Genomic DNA, 23,008 nt, shown 5'->3' on the forward strand with positions numbered 1-23,008 from the left:
CCGGTGACGGGGGCCTTTCTTAAATCCAGAATTCGGAACATTCAATGAGCAAACTCGATCCTCTGCTGAGATATCTTTTACATCCGAGCAGAAGAAAAATAGACGTTTTCGCGGAAACCCTGGTTAAGGGAACTGCCGCTACTTCCATCCTTATCATTCTTCTTATTTTTTTCTTTGTCTTTAGAGAAGCTTCTTCCTTATTCTTCTCGGATTCTCCGCAAGCCACTTCGACTGTTCAAAGCTCCGGAGCCCCAACCGAATACAATCCTGATTCCGGTTCGGATGCTCCTACGGAATATAATCCTGACGGAGATACTTTAGAATTGAATAAGACTCTGAACGTAGCTACTCCCGAACCAGAAAAACTTTCCCTTTTTGAAAATCTTTTCAGTAAGGTTTGGCAACCGGTATCTTCTGTTCCTAAGTTCGGTATTCTACCTTTAATCGTAGGAACTGCAAAGACTACGATCATAGCAATTCTACTCGGAGCGCCTTTGGCTATATTAGCGGCTTTGAATATTACGTTTTTTGTACCCGCGAAAGTGCGAGAGATCGTAAAACCGGCCATCGAAATGCTTGCAAACTTCCCTTCCGTAGTAATCGGATTTTTCTGTTTGATGGATGTCGCAACCTTAGTAAAGGCAACCTTCGATATAGACTTCAGATTAAACGCACTCACAGGAGGGATCGGCCTTGCAATCGCAGTCACGCCTATCATATTTACTGTGGCAGAAGACGCGTTAAGCACTGTGCCTCAATCTTATAGACAGGCATCCTTGGCATTAGGTGCTACCGAATGGCAAACCGCTTATAGAGTTATGCTTCCTGCCGCACTTCCTGGTGTATTTGCCGCCGTCCTTTTAGGAATCGGAAGGGCCTTTGGAGAGACGATGATCGCTCTTATGGCCACGGGTAATGCCCCTATGATGAGCTTCGGTATTTTTGATCCGAGTAGGACATTCGCCGCTACGATCGGTGCAGAAATGGGAGAAGTTATCTGGGGATCAGAACATTATAATATTCTGTTCTTCCTGGGAGTTCTTCTGTTCCTATTCACTTTTTCCTTGAACGCAATCACCGAGCTGTACGTTAAAAAACGGCTTATGAAAAAGTTCCAAGGCTCCTGACGAACTATATTTGGTAAACCTCTTTGAAATGGAAAAAAGTCAGACTTAAAAGAAGAAGAGTTTTTAAAGATAAAATTTATTCCATATTAGCTTTAGGCGCTCCCATGCTTGCTACTGGGCTTATTTTATCCGCGGTCCTTCTTATGTTAGGGAATATATTCTACAAAGGAATTTCCGGAGTTAACTGGGAATTTCTAAGCGAAGCACCCAGGAATAATAACTTAGAAGGCGGGATTTTCCCGGCAATCTATGGAACCGTATATCTAGTTTTTATAATGGTATTATGCAGCATCCCGATCGGGACAGCCACTGGGATCTTTCTTTCCGAATACACTGCAAGAGATTCTAAGTTTGCGATGACCGTAAGATTTGCGATCAATACTTTAGCGGGAGTTCCTTCCATCGTATTCGGTCTATTCGGCGTTGGATTCTTTATCCAATTCATCGGGAAAGGAATGGACTATGTTGCAAATAACACCACTCCAGTATGGGGAAAACCTGCTCTGATCTGGGCTGCGGCAACACTCGCTATTCTTACCCTACCCGTAGTCATTATCTCCGTGGAAGAAACTATGAGGAGTATTCCGAGAGAAATGAGAGAATCCAGCCTCGCGTTAGGCGCAACTAAATGGCAAACGATCTGGAAATTGATTCTGCCAAATTCTTTGACCGGGATATTGACTGGAGCAATCCTTGCGATCGGAAGAGGGGCCGGAGAAGTGGCTCCGATCTTATTTGTGGGGGTGGTGTATTCTTTACCGGAATTACCTTCTCATCTTTCCGATCAGTTCATGCAATTAGGCTACCATTTGTTCGTATTGGCAACCCAATCCCCTGACGTGGACGCGGCCATGCCGAAACAATATGCAACCACAGTCGTATTACTAACTCTTACCTTCGGGATGAGTTTTTTTGCTACATTCTTAAGATACAGAATCAGGAAATCCAGGGGCAAGGCCCATGTATAAAGTTTTTATTGGAGATGCGAGGAGTTAATCGCAGATGAAAGATACAAAAGTAAAAATAAAATCCCGCCATTTCAATTTTTTCTACGGTGAAAATCAGGCATTACATGATATCTCTTTAGAAATTCATGCGAAGAAGGTCACCGCGTTTATAGGACCTTCCGGTTGCGGCAAGTCCACTTTTTTGAGATCCATCAATCGTATGAACGACGTGATCGACAGCTCCAAAGTGAACGGTAAGCTGGAAATTGACGGCATTAATATTTACGATCCTCTAATGAACGTTGTGGAGCTCAGAAAAAGAGTCGGAATGGTTTTCCAAAAGTCCTTCCCTTTTCCTAAATCCATTTATGAAAACATCGCTTATGGTTTGAAACTGAACGGTAGAGTCTCGAAGGATGAGATGGATCATATCGTTGAGGAAAGTTTAAGAAAGTCCGCTCTTTGGAAAGAAGTTAAAGACAGATTGAACGATAGCGCACTTGGACTTTCCGGTGGACAACAACAAAGGTTATGTATCGCAAGAGCAATTGCAATGAATCCTGAAGTGATCTTGATGGACGAACCATGCTCCGCATTAGATCCTATCTCTACTAAAAAGGTGGAAGAGTTCATCTCTGAATTCAAGGATTCTTATACAATTGTGATCGTAACACATAATATGCAGCAGGCGGCTCGGGTAAGCGATTATACAGGATTCTTCTATATGGGTCGTTTGGTGGAATTCGATACTACTAAAAAGATGTTCCATGATCCTTCTAAAAAGGAAACGGAAGATTACATTTCCGGAAAATTCGGCTGATATTTATCCAAAATTTCCCTTTCAAATGCCTGCCAGAATGCAGGCATTTTTTATTCCCAAATGTAACCTAAACCGCTCGTATCCGAAGTTTCCCCCAATGAGACAGACGAAATCAGACTTAATCGATTCTCTCGAAATCCTATTTTCAAGATTTGCGGAATTACTACTTAGGATCTCCGAAAGGAACTATACTCGTCCTCTACATTTATTGTCCGGGGTAAGTATAGGAAAACAGGTCCGCCATTGTTTAGAATTTGCGGAAGCAGTATTGAACGGTTATGATACAGGGCTTGTTTCCTATGATCAAAGAGAAAGAAATCCTCTCTATGAAAATTTTCCCCAGGCGGCTGCCGATCGTCTTTTAGAATTAAAGAAAGAATTCGAAAGAAGAGATTGGGAAGGAGAGGTCCAAGTTTCTTACTTGATACATTCTTCTTTAGGGTCGGAGAATGTGGTAATGTCTTCTTGGGAAAGAGAGCTACTTTATCTACAAGAACATACTATTCACCACGAAGCGATCATTAGAGTGGCACTCGAACATGATCTTGGGTTCGAAGATATTCCGGAAAATTTCGGATTTGCAATCTCTACCCTACAATATAATACCAATCGGCTCATCCTAGCTTGGGATCCAGTCATCTAAAATGTTAGAGACACAGACAGAACAAGATTTGCTCAAACAATCTGATCCAATGGAATTTTGGCCCACTTGGAAATTGTATCTGCCTTTGATCCCTTATATTGCTTTTGAATCGATCCGATCCATTCGATCCGGATCCATTTCTTCTTTAGGATTTGGAACAATTGCTGCCGCTAATCCAGGCATCCCATTAGGAGGACTCGTAGGCGAATCCAAATATCAAATCTTACAGAAAATAAATCCTACACATGTATTAAAATTCTTTTTAGTTCCTAAAGGTTCCAAAGACGTAAATTCCATTTTAGAAAAAATGAATACTCTTGGATTAGGATTTCCCGTCATACTAAAACCCGATTCAGGACAAAGAGGACAAGGAGTCAGAAAAATCCAAAACGAGAAACATTTAGAAGAATGTTTACTGGAATCGAACGTGGATTTGCTCGTCCAAGAATACCACCCTGGCCCATTTGAGGTCGGAGTCTTTTATTATAGATATCCGAATGAGACCAAAGGTAGAATATTTTCTATCACTAGGAAAGTGTTTCCCAAATTACTAGGAAATGGGATTTCCACTCTTTCAAAATTAGTAGAAAATCATCCCAGATTTAAAATACAGAAAGATAGATTTCAAAAAAGATTTTCGGATACTTGGGACAAAATCCCTAAATTGGGAGAGAATATTTTTCTATCGGAAGCCGGAAACCATTGCCAGGGAACCTTATTTTTGGACGGTTCGGAATGGATTACTCCCGAATTAGAAAACAAGATCCATGAAATTTCCTTGTCCTTTACCGGTTTTTATTTCGGAAGATACGATATCCGATTCTCCTCTCTCAAAGATTTTTTAGAAGGAAAAGATCTTCACATAGTGGAGTTAAACGGAGTTACCTCCGAGTCTACGAACTTATACGATCCAAGATTTTCTTTCAAAGAAAGGTATTCCATACTATTCTCCCAATGGAAAATACTATTTAAAATTTCAAGACAGTCCAAGGCGAAAGGCGCCGGCCTATTCTCCATATTAAAGGAATTGTACAATTTTTATTTCGGGAACAGGATTGTGTCCGATCTTTCCAGTTGAGGCTTGCAATTTTTTCTGGAATGTGAAAGTTTTATCTCTGCTCTAAATATTTAAATTTCTCAAGTTCCGGAGAATTTTATGAAACAAAAGTTAGTCCAGCTCATTTACCTGATCTTCGGAGATCCCAAAAAGAACTCCCTGGAACATAGACTTTTTAACGCCATCTCCCTAGTAAACGGAAGTTTAAATATATTAGGTTCCATCTTCGAAGAACAGACGGAATATTCTCACCGGGTTATTATTCTAAATTTGATCTCCGGTTCCATTTTGCTCATTATGTATTATTTTTCCAGATTTAAGAATATTTATTATGTTCTTTTCTGGCCATTAAACCTAACGATACTCATATACTTATCTTCTCTCTGGTTTTTACATGGGGGTTCTAACGGAGGAAACCATTATTATTTTATCCCTGCGCTGGTGATCGCCACTATTCTTTTAAAAAATCATAATATCTTTTTCATTTATGCGTTTTACGCTTTTGTAACCGGCTTCTTATACATATTCGAATATTTTTATCCGAATTTTATCGTACCTCAAAAAGATCGGGATGCAGAATATATGGACCTGGGAGGAAATTATATCTTCGTCCAGATCCTGACAGGGATACTTATCTTTATACTCAGCAGGAATCTTAATATAGAAAGAAAAAAATCGGATAATCTTCTTCGAAACATTCTTCCCGAATCAATCGCAGACGAATTAAAAATGAACGATACTGTCCAGCCAAAACGTTATGATAGTGTTACAGTATTATTCACCGATATGGCGGGTTTTACCCAAATCGCAGAGAAGATGACACCGGAAGAACTAGTGAAGGAACTCCATTTCTTTTTTGCAGAGTTTGATAAGATCGCCAAAAAATACGGCTTAGAGAAGATCAAAACAATCGGAGATGCATACATGGCAGTTGCCGGACTTCCTACCCCAAACCACACTCATGCAAGAGATGCCGTTTTCTGCGGATTGGAATTCCAACAATTTATGAAAAAGCAAAAGGAAGAGAGACAAAGTTTGGGCCTTCCTACTTGGGAATTACGTTTAGGAATCCATACAGGAAGTGTAGTGGCTGGAGTGATAGGAACTGAAAAATTTGCCTATGATATCTGGGGAGATACAGTTAACACAGCAAGTCGGATGGAGAGTTCCGGAGTCGCGGGAGAAGTCAATATATCCCTAGATACATTCCACTTTGTGCGAGAAGATTTTATCTGCGAGTCTAGGGGACTGATCAAGGCCAAGAACAAGGGAGAGATCGAAATGTTTTTGGTGAAGGGGGCCAGAGAAGCATAATAGGTTCTTGACCTAAGGGTCCCAGGAAAGAATTTGAACCAGTCAGATTTTCTTTCCCATGAATTTTAATAGTTTTGGATTTTTCATATTCCTACTGATTACCTTTGTTCTTTATTATCTTCCTTTTTTAAAAAGATTCCAACTTCTGACAGTCGTTGCCGCAAGTTTTTATTTTTACGCATATACTGATCCTTGGTTGCTTATCCTGCTCTTGTTCTCCATCTTCTGGAACGCGAGTATCGTATATCTGATCCAGGCCCCGGATTTCAAATCCAAAAAAGGAGTCTTGGCCTTAGGCGTGGTCCTGAATCTAAGCGTATTATTCTTCTTTAAATATAGCGGATTGTTCGCTAAAACTTTTTTAGGAAGCTCGGGATCCTCGGATCTACATTGGATCTTCCTAATCCCTCTTCCGATCGGTATTTCTTTTTATACCTTCCACGGGATAAGCATGGTAGTGGATTTTTATCGGATAGGTTCCGAAATTTTCAAGGAGAAGGTCCCTTATCCTAAGCTCGTCCTACAATCTTCTCTATATATTAATTTTTTCCCTCAGTTGGTAGCCGGCCCTATCGTGAAGGCAAAGGAATTTTTTCCCCAGATAAAAACAAAAAATTTCAAGGATATTCCTTGGATCCAAGCTGCAAAGATATTGATTTTGGGATATTTTCTAAAAACCGTAATCGCAGATAATCTAAATGATCTTACGTTCGTTATCGATTTTCCATATAATACTCATCATTCTACTCTCACTTTAATACTTTTGATCTTCGGTTATTCTGCGCAGATCTTTGCTGATTTTGCGGGTTATTCTTTGATCGCAATAGGTACTGCGTTCTTATTCGGTTATAAGTTACCGACCAATTTCAATTTTCCTTATATATCCTCTAACTTTTCGGAATTTTGGAGAAGATGGCATATCTCTCTTTCTACATGGCTTAGGGACTATTTGTATATCCCCTTGGGTGGAAATCGAAAGGGAAATTTCAGGACTTATATAAATCTATTTTTGGTTATGGCCTTGGGTGGACTTTGGCATGGAGCAGAATGGAGATATATGGTCTGGGGAATTGGACATGGACTCTTATTACTAGTCGAAAGATTTTTGGATCAGAATCTACCGTTCAGATTACCGGAGAATCGTTTTTTCTCCTTTATAAAAGCCGGATTCGTATTCTTGAGTGTTTCCCTTCTATGGTTATTATTCCGATTACCTGATTTCGGAACTGCGATTAAATATTTAAAATTAGTAGGTACAAACGTAAGTTTGGGAACAGACTGGGAGCTTTGTACTTTCTTAATATTCTTTTCCATTCCCGTATTCTTTTATCATTTTTATGGATGGTATAAGGAGAAATATCCGGAAGAAACGATCGAGAAAGTTTCCATTATGGGTTATGCATTCCTTCTATTCCTGATCGTTCTGAATAAGGGACCTTCTGCCGCGTTTATCTATTTTCAGTTTTAATTATGAAATTTTTTATCCGACTTAGCATATTTTTTCTGATCTTCTTAGGATTGTATTCCTGTTTTGTATATTTTTTCTCTCCTCAGAAAATTCCAAAACAAAGCTGGTGGCAACATAATAGGGTTAGAGTAGAAAGTTTTTTAACGGAAGGAAAAGATTCCAAATTTGTGATCGTTGGCTCTTCCATGTCGGACAGAATGTTACCAAAACAAAACTCGGGCTGGTTCAATCTTTCTTTAGTGGGAGAAGGTGCGCTAACAGGATTATCTATATTAAAAAATTCGGATACTTCTCCCAAATTTGTTCTGATAGAAGTAAACCAGCTTTCCGTTAAAGAAAATAAAAAATTTTCCCAGGAAAATACCGAGCCGTTTTTCGTTTTTACCAGAAGAACTTTCCCGGTCCTCAGATCCGAAAAACAACCATTGAACTACGCTGTAGGATTTGTGATACAATTTACGGATCGGTTTTTTGCTGCAGAAGCCAAACAAGAACCTAAAGACGAAAAAGAGGCTCTCGAAATTTCGAAAAGACTAAAAGAAGAACATCTAGAAGAAGTAAAACGTTGGTATGGAGCCGCGGTCGAACAGAAAAAGTTGAATGAAAGAATGACGTATCTATCTTCCGCTCTGAAAGATTTGGAAACAAAAGGTATCCGGCCTATTTTTTTCGAAATGCCAATGCATCCTGAAATTCTTGTCTCCGCCAAAGAAACCAGGACCAGAGAAACTGTTCTAAAAAATTTTCCTCCTTCTCAATATCTCTGGTTTATAGATGATAAAAATATCTACGAAGATAGCGATGCTCTACACCTGGCATATCCGGAAGCAGATCGATTCTTATCCAAATTAAAAGAATACGCCGAATCCCTACCCTAAAGGAGTTCCTACCCTCTTAACTTGGTATTTCTCCGCAATCGGGCTATATTAAACATTTTATTCAATATAACAGAATTTTCTGGTATCCAAGAAGACCTGATTCCAAAATTCTTGGACTAGTAAATCCCCACCAATAGGTGATCCAATGAACAAAAAAATATTTATCATATTACTTACCCTTCTTCCTTTTCTCGCCGCTTGCGGAAAGAAAGAAGCTCCCAATCTCCCTGGAGATAGAAAGAACCTGAAGATAGGGATTTGTCCCGGGCCTTACGGGGATCTTTTGAAAAAAGGTGTTTTTCCGGATCTAGAGAAGAAAGGATACAAGATAGAGATCGTTCAGTTCAGCGACTATATCCAACCCAATCTTGCATTAGCTTCCGGTGATATAGATGCAAATTTGTTCCAGCATCTTCCTTATCTGAAAAAATTTACTGCGGATAAAAATCTAAAATTAAGCCCCATTATCAATATCCCAACTGCTCCTATGTCGGTGTTTGCAGGAAAGACCAAAAATCCTAAGGATATAAAGGAGAAGGCCTCCATCGCTCTTCCAAACGATCCAACTAATTTGTTAAGAGCCTTAAAACTTTTTCAAGAATTAGGTTTTATTAAAGTAAATCCAGATGCACTTCCTACTAAGGCGTCCTTAAGCGATATTACCGAAAATAAAAAACAGATCCAGTTCTTACCTTTAGAAGCGGCTCAACTTCCAAGATCTTTAGAAAGCACAGACTTTTCGGCGATCAACGGAAATTTTGCGATCGCATCCGGATTGGATCTGACAAAAGCAGTGATCTTGGAAAAATTAGCAGAAGAACATAAAAACATTATCGTGGTTCGAGAAACAGAAAAAGACAGCGTATTCGCCAAGGATATAGTCGAGGCAGTACAGTCTGAAAACTTCGAGACAATTGTAGACCAAGACTTTAAAGGATTCCAAAAGCCGGAATGGTTCGGGAAACGGAAATAAAAGAAAACCCACAAATTATATTAGAATTTCGGAACGTTTTTAAAACGTTTCCGAAATCTATATATCCTTCTATTGAGGATATCTCTTTAAAAATAGATAAGGGAGAAATTTTCGGTATTATAGGGACTACGGGAGCCGGAAAAAGTACTCTACTTAGATTTGCAAATTTACTAGAAACACCCGATTCAGGTCAGGTATTCTTTCAATCCGAAGACATCTCCCATTTAAAAGGAGAAACACTCAGGCGCCATAGATCCAAAGTTGGAATGGTATTCCAACAATCCCATCTAGTATTAAATAAAAAAGTTTTCGACAATATCGCACTCCCTTTAAAGGCTTCTGGCTGGAAAAAAGAAGAGATCCGTTCCAGAGTGATCGAACTGCTTTCCTTAATCGGACTCGAAGACAAAATCGACGCTTATCCGAATCAACTCAGTGGCGGACAAAAGCAAAGAGTGGGAATTGCAAGAGCGATCGCAAATCATCCCACTCTACTCTTATGTGACGAACCGACTTCTGCATTAGATCCGGAAACCACTCGTTCCATTTTAGGACTTCTGAGAGACATTCATAAAAAATTTTCCATCACCATTCTGATCGTAACCCACGAAATGAATGTAGTACGAGAGATCTGCAATTCGGTAGCAGTATTAGAAAAAGGCAAATTGATCGAAACTGGTTCCGTATACTCCTTATTTGCAGATCCTTCTCAAGAAATTACTAAAAAACTTACAGGTCACGCGTTCACGAATTCTATCCCGGAAGAGACCTTGGCAAGAACAGAAGGAAGGATATTGAGAGTAGTCCTGAAAAACGAGATCGCCACCGAACCTGTGCTCGGAAAAGTCATCCGTGCTACAAACCAAGTTCCGAATATTATCCATAGTAAAATTGAATATATTTCAGGACGACCGATTGGTGTTTTTTATCTAGAAACGGATCCTTCCGACAATAGTACGGACACAATTAAAGCAGCATTCGTTCGATATGGAGCAAGTGTGGAGGAAATTTTCAGATGAATTTTTCCAAGTGGATCGAATTATTTCCTGAACTAGTTAACGCATTCGCACAAACATTCCTAATGCTTGGGATCTCCTTATCTTCTGCTTTGGTATTCGGAATTCCTTTGGGATTTTTAATCTATCTCACCGATAAAAAATTATTCATTCCGAATAGATTTTTTCATACAATACTCGGAGTATTAGCGAACTTGATCCGATCGATTCCATTCGTGATCTTACTCGTCGCACTTATACCACTCACTCAATCCTTGGTAGGAACTACAATCGGCCCTCTTGCTGCCTCGGTTCCACTATCCGTAGCTGCAATTCCATTCTTAGCCAGGTTAGTCGAAACATCACTGAGAGAAATTCCGGAAGGTGTTTTAGAAGCTGCAGTTTCTACGGGAGCAAAACTATCTTTGATCATCAAAGAAGTTCTAATACCGGAAGCATTGCCGGGAATTTTTTCAGCAATTACAGTCACTATCATCAGTTTATTAGGGTATTCTGCGATGGCCGGAATTGTAGGTGGAGGAGGGATCGGAGATCTTGCGATCCGATTCGGATATTATAGATACGAGGATGATATTATGTTCGCGACGGTTTTTGTGCTGATCGCATTAGTTCAGACTTTCCAATGGATCGGAGACAAAACCCGTAAAAAAAGCGATAAACGAGTCTCGCATTAGTTTTATATTAAGGAGAATATTTTACACTACCCGATTAAAAAGAATCCGCAAGTAGACCTGCGGATCAAATGTTGTGGTAATGAAAGCGGCACCGTCTCATTTTCCGAGAAAAACGATCCGGTCCCGACCATTGCATATTCATAAATATTAATTATCAAATGCTCCTAAGGAAACCCATTCACTTCCTTCCTTTTTATATCTAAGAACTCCTTTCAAAGGAATGATCTGCCCACTCTTCGCATCATACCAACGAGAAGAAGAAAGGTTCGCGAGCAATGAAAAATGTAATAACTTCTCCGTTCCGGATTTATTTGTGGAATTTTGCATCACCCAGCCTACATATTCCCTATGATATCTCCCTTCTTGGGCATGATGAACGTAATTACGAACATCTTCTTTTAGTTTTACGTTCGCGGAGAAGGGAACAAACAGCAATTCTTTACTTCCTGAGGAAAAAGATTCCTTCACAGGGATCGCTTTGTCCGCATGTATATCTTCAACGGTTCCAAATAGAGAAAGTCCCTTTTCCAGATCGGATCTATATCTGGAATCGCTGATCTCAGATCCGCAAAAAACCAAGAAGGAGAATAAAATCAAAATGATTCCTGAAAACAAAATAGATCTGACCATATTCATTTCCTCTAATGTTTTCCAGGAACCAAGACAGAGTTCCTTCTCTCAAACATGATATAAGCTTCCAATGCAATCATTTTTGGATCGTCATAAGCCAAGGGTTTTCCTTGCAGAGGATTCTGGATGCACCAGTTGATCATCTCCCTTAAGGTGGAAACTTTACCGATCTGTTTCTGGAATTTAGGATAGGTTTCAGGATGTGTATTGGTCGCATTTGGATGGCACATGGCGCATTGGACTGTATTACCTCCCAGTTGAGGGCCATGAAATAGTTTCTCTCCTTGTGCGACTGTTTCCATAAAGGCTGCATTCCATTTATCCACATTCGATTTCTCCCAGTCATCTCCGAAGACAAGGGATACAATTCCGAAAGTAAAAAAGAATACAGAAACAAAGATCCCGAATAAAATTTTGGATTTAGATTTATCTCTAAAAGTATGCGGATAGTCCATAAAGTTCTCCTAATAATGTGTCTGAGGAAGAATTCTAGATTCCGGTTTTTGGTATGTTGAATCCACCGGATGCCCCGCTGAATCGTCGTATTTTACGATCCGGTCCTTGTTCTCCCAAAGTTTATAATGCATTTCCTCTCTTGCATTGTCCATGTTCACGAACGCCCAACCCGTTCCGTCTCTTTCATGAAATGGGTCCTGACGATTCATAAAAACAGTCATCTTAGGAATATAATGGGGAGACTGAGTATAACTTTCCGGATAAGGCCAAGGCCATGCAGTAGACATCAATGCATAAAAGCTTATATTCTTGATCTGGTTATACAAAACTTGGTGAACATGTCCGTGAAAAACGGTAACATTATCAAATCTACTCAGAACGGATTGGATCTTCTCCGCATCATCCGTCCAAAAATTCCAAGGCTTATAAATTTTATATAACGGTGAATGGGAAAGGACTACTAACGGAGTTCCATTTTTTATATTCTCTAGATCCTTTTTCAACCAAGCAATCTGATCATCACCCACCATAAAAGGAGAGCCGTTCGGATTATCCAGACGAGCCATCTCATTCATTCTTTCTTCCGGAGTTTTCCAACGTTTGATCCAAGTATCATAGGTTAAGATACTATTTAAGACCACGAAGTGAACTCCCTTATGATCGAAGGAATAATTGAGTTTGCTGATCTTATCCTGCCAATAATTTCCCATATCCAAATAATAATCATGCTCTCCGATCACAAACTTGACCGGAACTTTCAATTTGGAGAGAAGTTCCATACCATGATCCAACTCTTCTCTCTTGCCCAATTGAGCAAGATCTCCTCCGAATACCACAAAGTCAGGTCTTGGAAACATCAGGTTCACCGTTTCGATGGCTTTATTTAGACCACTATCAAAATTCCGAACAAAATTAGTTCCTTTAATATGTGTTAGGTGTGGATCGGATATAAAGGCAAAGGTAAATTTTTCGTGAGTGCCTTTTCCTCTTCCTCCACAGGCAATCTCGACTAAACTCATTGGAACGATACTCGCTGCGAGTAGCCCCCCGGTTCTGCGCAAAAAATCCTTCCTGCTCAGTTTTCCTTCTTCCATAACTCCCCTCCTTGTCGGAATATTTCCGATCTCCTCACTTCGGCATGCTAGGCAAAACCGGACTTGTTAAGGATTTCAAAAAAGACACAAGATCCGCTTTCTCTTGGCCGCTCAGTGCCAATGGACGGATACCACTGCTTAAAAAAGGATTTGCTTCCCCGCCTCTATCATACAAATCGATAACCTGCTCTAGGCTTGTTAAACTTCCGTCATGCATATAAGGAGAAGTTAATGCGATATTTCTGAGACCGGGGGTCTTAAACGTTCCAAGATCCTCACTGATTCCAGTCACTGCAAATCTACCAAGTTCGGAAGATTCTAGATTCGTAAGTATTTCTTCGTCTGAAGTCGGACTGTTTTTGGATTCTGCTTTTTTCCGAAGGATCTCCTCTAACTTAGGTTGTATCCTTTTGAACCCGACTCCTAGGTTATGAAATTTATCATCCGTAAAAATTGCATATGTCTCACCTATCGTGTGGCAATCTTGGCATCTAGCCTTACCCATATATAGGTTCAAACCTCGGATCGCAGATTCGGATAATGCCTTTTCCTCTTTTCCAAATCTATACCGATCGAAAGGAGAATTTCCGGATATGATTGTTCTTTCGAAAGATGCGATTGCTAAAGCAACATGGTCTATTCGAATAGAATCAGGATCGATCCCAAATACGGTTTTGAACTTAGAAGTATACTCAGGATCCGCCTTTACGATTTTTATTAAATCATCATGACTGGATAAACCATGCTCTACCGGATTTAAGAGAGGATCTTTAGACTGTCCTTCTAAATCGTTTCTTCTTCCGTCCCAAAACTGTGTTTTATAATAGGCAGCATTTAATACTGTGGGGGCGTTTCTTGTTCCGGTAAGATTTTTAATCCCCCTGGAGACCTTAAGTTTGTCTACAAATGCCTGTTCAGGCTTATGACATGTGGCACACGAAACTGTTCCATCTGAGCTAAATCGTTTATCCGAATATAATTTTGCGCCTAACGATATTTTATCGCTGGACTGAGGATTGTTTTTAGGAACAGGTAAGTCAGGTAACCCTAAAATTCCACTCGGAATATAAGTAAGTTCTGTTAAGTCGGTATCTTTTTTCTTCTGTGAGTCACAACCTACACAATAAAAAATGAATATAAGAAATATATATCCTAGATATTTAGAATCGATTCGCGAAAACATATGAACTTTCATTCGACATCGCCGACAAAATTTTCGCTTAGAATAGTTCTATAATTAAAATAGGTCAAGGCCCGGAGGTAAAAAAAGTTAAGATTATAAAAATTTTTTACATCTCAATTTGAGAGTAAGTTTCAAAACTCAGTAACAAGCTAAAACATTCGTTTTATTTAAAGTAGTAATATAACAGAAAAACTACACATTCTTAAAGTATAATATAACTGAAATAAAAATAAGAAATTGGTGCTTATCTTCTTCTTTTGAAGTTTTTCACGTTATTTTATGTTTGGCGTGCGTTCGGGGAAATTTGAATATTTTAGCGAATTTGGAAATAATTTATTTCATTTCAAAAATGTATATTTGTTTCATGTTGGTATTCCAACACTATCTGGAAGTGTCTGATGTTGGAGTTCCAACGTCAGATTAATAGAATAAGTCGCTACAAGTAGGAACTCCTACATAACACTCAGATCACCTTCTCCGTATAAAATACTGGCCTAGTCCCTAAACAATTGCTCACTCCTTCTCTATTTTTCTCAGTTTCCCGGTAAATCTGAAGGCAATTTCTGTTATTGCAGATATACTATCCGACATGTCAAACTCAACTGTATTGCAAAAAGAAACCAGCAAAGTGCACCAAGAAGTTATTGAAGCGAACCAGAAATACGTTTCCGAGTTCGGGAAAAAGGGAGAATTGGCACTTCCCCCTGCCAGAAGTTTCACGATCCTAACCTGCATGGATGCACGTTTAGATCCAGCTAAGTATGCAGGTCTTTCCGAAGGAGATGCCCACGTTATACGAAACGCAGGAGGAAGAGCGAGTGACGATGCAATCCGATCTCTCATTATCTCCCACAAACTTTTGGGAACGAAAGAATTTTTCGTGATCCACCATTCTGATTGCGGAATGGCTCTATTCACGGACCAGATCATCCGTAATCTTTTGGAAAAAAGCCTTAAGACCGCAACTGTTGATTCCAGCGGATGGAAGAACAAAGAAGAATCCGGAGGATCTGATGAAGCAAGGTTTATCTCCTTTCTTACATTCGAGAGCCTAGAAAAAAGTGTGATAGATGATGTAAAAAGGATCAGAAACCATCCATTGATCCCTAAAGACATTCCTGTTTACGGATATTTTTACGATGTAAGAACCGGAAAACTTGTAGAAGTGGAAGAAGCGACCAAGATCGGAAGAGCTTCTTGATCCTTAAAAAGGGCAGCCGGAAGAAAAATTAGATACTTAATTTCTAATATTCTCTTCCGGTTTTTATTTTAGATCCTGATAGAATATCCGAAAGACCAGATAATACTATGTAACGGAATTTTCTGCTCCAAGTGTTTATTCACTAAGGCTTGTTTTACATTAGGATCCAGTCCGGAATTTTGGATGGAACTTAAGATAAAATCATTCACGAGCCCATAACCTTTGGAAGGATCTATAGTCAATCCGTCATTCGTATTTCCTGTTAAAGGCCCTACCCAAGTTGCTCCAGGAACTGTTCCGACCGTTTGACCTCCTACAGAATTTGGATAATAATAATTATTATCTATCATGTAAGTATTAGGCCTGTATACGTCAGTGAGCGAGAAAGAGAACCCCAAATACTTTACGGTTACCTTATAATCAATATTCTTAAATCCGGACCTTCTATCAATATTATCATTATAATATTGGTATCCGAAATCGATCCCTGGCTGGATTTTAAAATTTTCAGTGATATCGTATTCATGAAAAACGGAGAACCTATGAAAAGTTGTACCGTTAAACGCATTCGTAGGATATCCAGACTCCATATCCTTCTCCCCTGCGATACTTGAACCACCGATTCTTTCCGAAGTTACTCTCACATTATAAGTATAAGTCGGATGAATATACTTTAGTACAGGCAATGCCCAACCGAAGGTAAAAAGTCCCAGAGCAAAACTCGGCTGGTTATTCGCATAATAGATCCAACCTGCATTCCAATCTCCTAAACGATTGGTGGACCATTTATAATTAAGAATAGTGGCAAGACCCTCTCTTAATCCGTTAGGTTCTTTTCTCAATCTGTTCGTATTCGGATCTTCCGCTACCTTCTCCAGGTCAACTCCCGGTCCGTACGGATGTGATTGAAAAACTCCGTCCACATCTCGATTCGTTCTTCCTGTTAAAGGAGAATAGTCCCTTATGATCAGATTCAAACCTTCCACAGGAGTGGGAATATTTACCATCGTATCTAGGATCAAAGATTTAGGAACTTCAGAATAAGGCAGATCTCCCCTTCTTGCAAAAGCATTTCCGAATAAGCTGTTCCCGTTGATGAACACATCATTTGTTAAAGATTGAGTCCAAACCAGATCATAATTTCTTTTTTGAGGGATTTGTTTTTGGTCCTTCAACTCTTGGATATTGTTTTCTGCTTGGACACTTGCAACCTCTGACTTGGAAATCCGGATCGGGATAGAATCCTCCAGACTGAAAATATAATATTCTTCCGCTTCTTTCTCCAACTTCAGATTTTTCAGTACTTTCCCGGATTTAAGCTTCACCTCGTCTCCGAAAAGTGGGGCGATCAAAAAGAAGGAAAACAGCAAAATTGGAAAACTTTGGTAGGTTTTCTGAATCGACCTAAGTACTATCATAGGAGTCTCCTCTGTCCCGTTCGCCGATCTTTTTGGGTTTTAAAGCAAAACGAGGCAATTCCCATTAGTTCAATAATATTTGAACTTTAAAACTTAGAAAGTACTTGTCAATCTTTTGTTCAAATATTATTGAACTTTATAAGGAGTACTTGGAAAAAAGTTCAGATGTCTAAACAGCCGACTCATCCTAATTTAGATCAGATCGAATTGAACTCCATATTCGAGGCAGTAAGCGATCCGATCCGAAGGAAAATCTTATTGGACCTATCAGAAAAGGGAGAATCCAATTGTTCCGCCTTCCTAATTTATGCGCCTAAAACAAATCTTTCGTACCATATGGGGAAATTAAGAGACGCAGGGATGATCTTTACTAGATACGAAGGAACTCAAAGGTTTTCCATCATTCGTAAGGACGATTTGGAAAAAAAATTTCCAGGGTTACTCGAAACAATTTTAAAAAGTGTAAGGATAGAAAACGATCAAGAAGAAGTTTTCGAGATCCAAGCCTAAAACAAGTAACTTAGCCTTTCATTAATTGCAAGCCTTGCGCCACGCTGACCACAGGTTTGTATCCTAATTCTTTTTTGGCCTTGTCTATCCGGATAGTACATTCTTTTCCCATAATATCTACCGGAAATCTCATCATAGGTGGTTCTTTACGAATTCCGAATATTCTCCAGATTCCCTCCACGATCATCGCCAAAAATCCAGCAAGTTTAGAAGGTACCGAAGCCTGAGGAAGTATAATTCCCTGTGTCTGCATCATCTCTGTTAAGAACGTTTTTACAGTTTTATCTTCGTCGTCTGTGATAAAATATATTTGTCCTGGCAAACCTTTAGTCAGAGCAAGTTCAGTTGCATGGACTAAATTCGGAATACAAGTCACGGAAGTTTTAGCCCTTCCCCCATCCAGCCACATAAATTTTCCTTCGGCCACCATCTTCTTTAGAACCGGAAGAACAGACGTATCACCAGGACCCCAAACTAACCTTGGTCTTAATACAATCGTCTCGAAGCCCGGTTGATTTGCAGATACTACTCTTCTTTCTGCCTCTCCTTTTGTGCGACTATAATAGTAAGGAGTTTTTTTAGGATAAGGATAAGTCTCATCGATTTGTACCATATTCTGTCCATGAAACAAAGCGGCCTCTGTTCCCATATGAATGAATCTTTTCACTCCTGCTTTTTGAGAGGCTTCCAAGAGACGAGTAGTTCCTTCTACATTTCCTTTCCAAAAATCTTGGTAACTTCCCCAAGGGCCTACAAATGCAGCGCAATGGATCACGATATCTGTTCCGGCCAAATCTTCCGCAGTAATGGATTCTAAACTTCCGCTCACTATCCCAAAACCTTGTTGGGTTAATGCAGAATCCGTCTTTGCAGACCTGGATAATACCTTTATTTTATGTTTTTCTTTCAGGTGACGAGCAATCGCACCGCCTACAAAACCGGAAGCTCCTGTGATGAATAGATTCATATCCTCTCCAGAATTCAATTTTCCATTGGAAAGTTTTGGAAGTATACCAGAAAATCCGAAAGTCGTTGACCTTTAGCGGTTTTAAAAAGAGAATTCTACACATTCTTTTTAGGTGCAGAAGAATATGGGTCTTTATCAGAAATATTATGTTTTTATTCTATTAAACCTATTTTTAATTTCAAACTCTCAAGCATCGGAAGAAATTCCCAAAACCGGAACTTCTGAAAAAAGAAAACAAAAATTCGAACTATTATTAAAGAGGCAAACTTACAGTTTTATTCCATATAATTTCACTTCTTATTCCGAAAAAACGAATCCGAATGAATCCATAGAAACAAACCATTTACAACAAAATCAAAAGGTATTAGTTCCGGCGGTTTTCAGTTATGAAAATTACGAAAAAAATTACAAAGCTGAGATCTCTTATTACGAAGTAGAATTGGTAAATCCGAATTCGAATGTGATTAGATCCAATTCTACAGGTTTATCGGCAGAAAGGTTCTATTATTCTCCTTTAGCAAGATCCGAATTTGAAACAAATTTTTATAAAATCATTTCTCTGATCCAAAATTGGAATTTATATTTAGGCGGAGGACTCCGCAATATCAACAAGTATACCTACGGCAAATACATGTTAGACGGTGCTTTCCAGGAATATTTTTATACGTACGGTCCTCAAGTTTCCCTCCAATCTTCTTATCAATTTGCAGAAAATTTTTCCGCAAATATAAGTTTGGATGTATTTTATACAGAAGGAACTAGATTTTTTAAAACCCCTATCATTTCTCCGGATACATTGGTTTTTACGAATGGAAGCGCAGGCACTAGGGGGATTTTCAGAGGATTTGAGTCGGAAATTTCTCTCCAATACAAGTTTCATGAGAATATGAGATTTCATTTGGGATACAACCAAATTTCCTCTTATTTTAGTTACTTACATTTCGATCAATGGAATTTACATTATAATTTTTCTTCACCTTCTTCTATCTCTATCAGCAATGGATCTAGATCTGGAAACTATGAGATTTTAAGAGGATTCTTCTTGGGCTTTTCAGTATTTTTTTAAAAACATTCTTATGCAAATTTCTATACAGGTTTCAAGCGGAGAATAAACTGGAGACCAGATATTAGGATGAGATCATCTATCTTTCATTTACTATTTCTCCTGGTATTTATGGGATGTTCTCAAAAAACCGAGGTCTATTCTCCGCAAGCAAAGGATGGGATTTTAGATCTGAGAGATTGGGATAGAGATCGTTTCTTTACCGTTGCCTTAGACGGAGATTGGGAATTTGCAGACGGAGTCTTAGATCCTGAAACTTTCACAAAAGATGGATTCATTTCCGTCCCAGGCGCTTGGAATTCGTTCGCAAAAAATGGCATCCGACATGAAGGAGAAGGTTTAGGAACTTATAAACTTACGGTTCTATTGGACAAACCGGTAAAAGATCTAGCCTTCCAAATTGGAGATGTTTCCACAGCATTCAAACTTTTCCTAAACGGAAAATTACTCATCGAGAATGGAAAGATAGGAAGCTCCAGAGATCAGATGCTTCCTTCTTATAAACATCCGATCGTACTCATAGACGAAGAATCCAAAGAACTAAAACTCATATTACAAATATCGAATTTTTATCATGTAACCGGCGGACTCCGTAAATCTATTAAATTGGGAAATACGTTAGCGGTATTCGAAGAGAAAAAAAGGCAGGTTGCACTTGGTTGGGTAGTTTTCGGCGCCACCTTCTTCATGGGCCTGTATCATTTGATTCTATTTTTAATGAGAAGAGTGGATAAATCCGCCCTTTGGTTTGGACTATTCTGCATCGATCTAAGTATCCGAGGCTTTTTTACAGGATCCGTCTTTATATACGAAGTTACTCCCGATTCCTTTTGGGTTTACATCCATAAACTGGATATCCTGACCTTCGTCTTGGCTCTTCCTTTATTTTCAGTTTTCCTAAAAGCGGTATTCCCTGACGAAAAATTCCATTATTATTTTAACAATATATTTATAAGTGTCAGCCTTGTATTTTTCATTCTCGTTCTTGTGCTTCCTTCTACAGAATACATGAATTATATCAGAATCTTCCAAGGTTTTGTAGGCGTAAGCATACTTTACTTTTTTGTAATGATCACTCTTTGCATTTTCAGAAAAAGAGAAGGTTCCATTTTATTTGCCGTAGGCTCCCTGATTTTATTTCTAACCACGTTAAATGATATCTTAAATCAAAGTTTGTTAATCAAAGCGGAATATATAGCAAGCTGGGGACTTCTCGCATTCTTATTCTCCCAGACAGTAATGCTTTCCGTTCGATTCTCCAATGCTTTCGTCAGATTGGAAGAGCTCCAAAAATCTTTAGAACATAAAGTGACGGAAAGAACTAAACAGCTTGCAGAAGCGAAACATATTGCGGAAGAGGCAAACTCACTTAAGGACACATTTCTGTCCTTGGTCACTCATGACCTGAGATCTCCTATCACAACAGTGATAGGCATTTTACAATTGATCAAAAACGATTATAAACAATTGGACGATGGATCATTATTAGAATGGATTTCCAGGGCGGAATACACTTCTTCCCAATCCTTAGAGATGATCGCAACACTTCTGGATTTGAACAGACTTAAATCGGGCTCTTTTCCTCTGGACAATAATTTAATCTATGTGTATCCGGAAGTAGAAGGAGTATTAGCTAAACTTATTCCTCAAGCGGAAGCCAAAAAAATTCACATCATAAATGAAATCCCCAATGATATAAAGTTGAACGTTGATCGGACCTTATTCGCCGAGATATTCATCAATCTAGTTTCCAATTCCATAAAGTTCTGTAGAGAGAATGATACGATTCGTGTCGGATTTTCCAACGAGAAGAATGATCCGGAATTTTTCGTGGCAGATACCGGAATTGGGATGCCTAAAGACATGATCCCGAATCTTTTTTTAACAGAGATCAAATCCACTCGATTAGGAACAAAAAACGAATCCGGCACCGGCTTGGGCCTTCCTTTGGTTTATAGCATTATAAAAGCATATAACGGAAAAATTTCAGTCGAATCGGATGAAAGAAATGGAAGCAAGTTTACATTCTGCATCCCTAGAATCTAAAAAGTTTTAGAACAAATATCACAATTTTCGCAAGAATGGAAAGTCGCACCGAAATATTCGTATAAAAATTCTCTTCTACATTTTTCAGACTTTAAATACATAAGCATCTGATATAAACGATTCAAACTCGCTTTTTTCCGTTCTTCCAAAATTTTTGGGTCGGTTAAAACTGCAGGTAATTCTCCGCGCAAAACAAGGGACCTTCTTTCCAACTCTCCGGATGTAACTCCATGTCTTTCGAAAAGGTTGAGAACCGTTTGTAAACGATGGTCTCCTCTATTTTTATGCACCACCATGGACTGCAGTTCTTCATATTCAAGAGAAGATAGTTTTTCCCCCACGGATTTTAAAACTCGATGCACTCGGATCATAAAATTTTCATCCGGATTCTGCCATTCGATAAAATCCATAAGAACAGCCAGATCATCCTGGTTATAAAATAATAAACATTCCGAAGGATTTCCATCCCTTCCCGCTCTTCCTATTTCCTGGTAATAAGATTCCAAGGAAGAAGGTAGTTCCGCATGGATAATTGTTCGAATATTCGCCTTATCTACCCCCATCCCGAATGCATTCGTAGCTAAAAGTAAACTGTCTTTCGAATTCAGAAAATCATTTTGTATTCTTCTTCTTTTGTCGGGAGGCAACATCCCGTGATATACTCGATACCGAATTTTTTCTAAATCCAATGCTTGCGAAAAACTTTCGATATTTTTGATCAGATTAAAATATACGATCGTATTTCCTTTTAGATGTTTCAGATAAGAAACTAGTTCTTTTGTTTTAGAGGAAGAATCAACAAAGGTCCTGACTTCCAAATAAAGATTCGGTCTAGAAATACCTTCATTATAGATTTGCACTTCAGATTCGGATAATCCGATCTGTAGTATCATATCCTTTTGTATTTCTTTTGTCGCCGTGGCTGTTAAAGCGATAACCCTAGGATTTTTTAAGATCTTTCTAAATTCTGAAATTTTAGTATAGTCCGGTCGGAAATCATGTCCCCATTGGCTGATACAATGTGCCTCATCCACTACCAATAAAGAGACTTTTCGAGTTTTAAAAATTTCTAAAAAGGAAAATTTGCGAAATCTCTCCGGGGAAACATAAAGAATTTTGTATTTTCCGTTCTTTAAGTTTTCATAACGAAGATTACGTTCTTCTTTAGAAATAGAAGAATTTACAAATTCCGCATCTATCCCCAAAGACTTTAATTTGTCCACTTGGTCTTGCATAAGAGCGATTAATGGTGAAATAACTACAGTTAATTCTTCCAATACTAGAGCAGGCAATTGGTAACATAAAGATTTACCCATCCCAGTCGGCATGATCACCAAGCAGTTCTTGCCTTCTAAAACATCTCTGATAATTTTTTCTTGAGAGGATCTAAATTCGGAGACTCCGAATTTCTTTTTTAATTCTTGTAAATCGGACATTCGGACTCACTCCGTTCTGGATCCGATCCACTTTTTGCCAATCCGGTTTTTAAAATTCTTTTAAGGACTTTTTGGTCAGAGAGTGAA

Annotated in this window: 22 protein-coding genes; 15 read left to right on the plus strand and 7 right to left on the minus strand. The window is 38.9% G+C overall.

The genetic code is table 11. The features are described from left to right. Positions 1 to 44: 44 nt before the first annotated feature. The 11 genes from pstC (at position 45) to CH365_RS12780 (ending at position 10,917) form a co-directional block, all read left to right on the plus strand. On the plus strand, positions 45 to 1,127 hold the full coding sequence (gene pstC / locus CH365_RS12730) for a phosphate ABC transporter permease subunit PstC (RefSeq protein WP_100768935.1): 1,083 nt from the start codon (positions 45 to 47) through the stop codon (positions 1,125 to 1,127). 23 nt (positions 1,128 to 1,150) lie between these two features. Next, on the plus strand, positions 1,151 to 2,095 hold the full coding sequence (gene pstA / locus CH365_RS12735; RefSeq protein WP_100768936.1) for a phosphate ABC transporter permease PstA: 945 nt from the start codon (positions 1,151 to 1,153) through the stop codon (positions 2,093 to 2,095). Positions 2,096 to 2,129: 34 nt separating this feature from the next. Next, positions 2,130 to 2,894 carry a phosphate ABC transporter ATP-binding protein PstB gene (pstB, locus tag CH365_RS12740; protein ID WP_100768937.1) on the plus strand — a complete coding sequence of 255 codons (765 nt, stop codon included), beginning with the start codon at positions 2,130 to 2,132 and terminating at the stop codon, positions 2,892 to 2,894. Positions 2,895 to 2,991: 97 nt separating this feature from the next. After that, on the plus strand, positions 2,992 to 3,537 hold the full coding sequence (locus CH365_RS12745) for a hypothetical protein (protein ID WP_100768938.1): 546 nt from the start codon (positions 2,992 to 2,994) through the stop codon (positions 3,535 to 3,537). Position 3,538: 1 nt separating this feature from the next. After that, positions 3,539 to 4,615, plus strand: a complete 1,077-nt coding sequence (locus CH365_RS12750) for an ATP-grasp domain-containing protein (protein WP_100768939.1) — start codon at positions 3,539 to 3,541, stop codon at positions 4,613 to 4,615. A 78-nt stretch (positions 4,616 to 4,693) separates the two neighbouring features. Further along, positions 4,694 to 5,908, plus strand: coding sequence for an adenylate/guanylate cyclase domain-containing protein (locus tag CH365_RS12755; RefSeq protein ID WP_100768940.1), 1,215 nt, complete (start codon positions 4,694 to 4,696; stop codon positions 5,906 to 5,908). A gap of 58 nt (positions 5,909 to 5,966) precedes the next feature. Next, positions 5,967 to 7,376 (plus strand): MBOAT family O-acyltransferase, encoded by a 1,410-nt coding sequence (locus CH365_RS12760; protein ID WP_100768941.1) that lies wholly within the window; start codon positions 5,967 to 5,969, stop codon positions 7,374 to 7,376. 2 nt (positions 7,377 to 7,378) lie between these two features. Further along, positions 7,379 to 8,254, plus strand: coding sequence for a hypothetical protein (locus tag CH365_RS12765; protein ID WP_100768942.1), 876 nt, complete (start codon positions 7,379 to 7,381; stop codon positions 8,252 to 8,254). Positions 8,255 to 8,399: 145 nt separating this feature from the next. Beyond that, positions 8,400 to 9,227 (plus strand): MetQ/NlpA family ABC transporter substrate-binding protein, encoded by an 828-nt coding sequence (locus CH365_RS12770; RefSeq protein ID WP_100768943.1) that lies wholly within the window; start codon positions 8,400 to 8,402, stop codon positions 9,225 to 9,227. After that, positions 9,206 to 10,246, plus strand: a complete 1,041-nt coding sequence (locus CH365_RS12775) for a methionine ABC transporter ATP-binding protein (RefSeq protein ID WP_100768944.1) — start codon at positions 9,206 to 9,208, stop codon at positions 10,244 to 10,246. Before CH365_RS12770 ends, CH365_RS12775 begins: the two co-directional genes overlap by 22 nt. Next, complete coding sequence (locus CH365_RS12780) at positions 10,243 to 10,917, plus strand: methionine ABC transporter permease (RefSeq protein WP_100768945.1); 675 nt, start codon at positions 10,243 to 10,245, stop codon at positions 10,915 to 10,917. The genes CH365_RS12775 and CH365_RS12780 overlap by 4 nt, the downstream gene beginning before the upstream one ends. 147 nt (positions 10,918 to 11,064) lie before the next feature. Here the strand turns inward: CH365_RS12780 and CH365_RS12785 are convergent, their stop codons facing one another. From CH365_RS12785 to CH365_RS12800, 4 genes are read right to left on the minus strand one after another with little or no spacing between them, the layout of a single operon-like run. After that, on the minus strand, positions 11,065 to 11,547 hold the full coding sequence (locus tag CH365_RS12785; RefSeq protein ID WP_100768946.1) for a hypothetical protein: 483 nt from the start codon (positions 11,545 to 11,547) through the stop codon (positions 11,065 to 11,067). A gap of 11 nt (positions 11,548 to 11,558) precedes the next feature. Further along, on the minus strand, positions 11,559 to 12,002 hold the full coding sequence (locus CH365_RS12790; RefSeq protein WP_244283174.1) for a c-type cytochrome: 444 nt from the start codon (positions 12,000 to 12,002) through the stop codon (positions 11,559 to 11,561). A 9-nt stretch (positions 12,003 to 12,011) separates the two neighbouring features. After that, entirely contained in the window at positions 12,012 to 13,097 is a 1,086-nt protein-coding gene (locus tag CH365_RS12795) for a metallophosphoesterase family protein (RefSeq protein WP_208861208.1), read from the minus strand. A 34-nt stretch (positions 13,098 to 13,131) separates the two neighbouring features. Beyond that, the gene (locus CH365_RS12800) at positions 13,132 to 14,280 is read right to left on the minus strand and encodes a cytochrome-c peroxidase (RefSeq protein ID WP_100768947.1); all 1,149 of its coding nucleotides are present in this window, start codon (positions 14,278 to 14,280) and stop codon (positions 13,132 to 13,134) included. A gap of 589 nt (positions 14,281 to 14,869) precedes the next feature. On the opposite strand from CH365_RS12800, the gene CH365_RS12805 reads away from it, so the two are divergent. Then, entirely contained in the window at positions 14,870 to 15,481 is a 612-nt protein-coding gene (locus CH365_RS12805; RefSeq protein WP_100768948.1) for a beta-class carbonic anhydrase, read from the plus strand. A gap of 68 nt (positions 15,482 to 15,549) precedes the next feature. Here CH365_RS12805 and CH365_RS12810 read toward each other — a convergent pair whose 3' ends face one another. Continuing rightward, positions 15,550 to 16,899, minus strand: a complete 1,350-nt coding sequence (locus CH365_RS12810) for a hypothetical protein (RefSeq protein ID WP_100768949.1) — start codon at positions 16,897 to 16,899, stop codon at positions 15,550 to 15,552. Between the two features lie 165 nt (positions 16,900 to 17,064). On the opposite strand from CH365_RS12810, the gene CH365_RS12815 reads away from it, so the two are divergent. Next, positions 17,065 to 17,409, plus strand: a complete 345-nt coding sequence (locus CH365_RS12815) for an ArsR/SmtB family transcription factor (protein WP_100768950.1) — start codon at positions 17,065 to 17,067, stop codon at positions 17,407 to 17,409. A 10-nt stretch (positions 17,410 to 17,419) separates the two neighbouring features. On the opposite strand, the gene CH365_RS12820 is transcribed toward CH365_RS12815, so the two are convergent. Beyond that, a complete protein-coding gene (locus CH365_RS12820) occupies positions 17,420 to 18,376 on the minus strand; it encodes an NAD-dependent epimerase/dehydratase family protein (protein ID WP_100768951.1) in 957 nt (318 codons plus the stop codon). A 124-nt stretch (positions 18,377 to 18,500) separates the two neighbouring features. On the opposite strand from CH365_RS12820, the gene CH365_RS12825 reads away from it, so the two are divergent. Both CH365_RS12825 and CH365_RS12830 read left to right on the plus strand, forming a co-directional pair. After that, positions 18,501 to 19,442: an LA_2444/LA_4059 family outer membrane protein gene (locus tag CH365_RS12825; protein ID WP_100768952.1), complete on the plus strand. Its 942-nt coding sequence runs from the start codon at positions 18,501 to 18,503 to the stop codon at positions 19,440 to 19,442. A 66-nt stretch (positions 19,443 to 19,508) separates the two neighbouring features. Continuing rightward, complete coding sequence (locus CH365_RS12830; RefSeq protein ID WP_100768953.1) at positions 19,509 to 21,485, plus strand: sensor histidine kinase; 1,977 nt, start codon at positions 19,509 to 19,511, stop codon at positions 21,483 to 21,485. Here the strand turns inward: CH365_RS12830 and CH365_RS12835 are convergent. Further along, positions 21,482 to 22,921 carry a RecQ family ATP-dependent DNA helicase gene (locus CH365_RS12835; RefSeq protein ID WP_100768954.1) on the minus strand — a complete coding sequence of 480 codons (1,440 nt, stop codon included), beginning with the start codon at positions 22,919 to 22,921 and terminating at the stop codon, positions 21,482 to 21,484. The genes CH365_RS12830 and CH365_RS12835 overlap by 4 nt on opposite strands. Between the last annotated feature and the right edge of the window lie 87 nt (positions 22,922 to 23,008).

The organism is Leptospira neocaledonica (assembly GCF_002812205.1).
In the GTDB taxonomy this organism is placed as follows: Bacteria; Spirochaetota; Leptospiria; order Leptospirales; family Leptospiraceae; genus Leptospira_B; species Leptospira_B neocaledonica.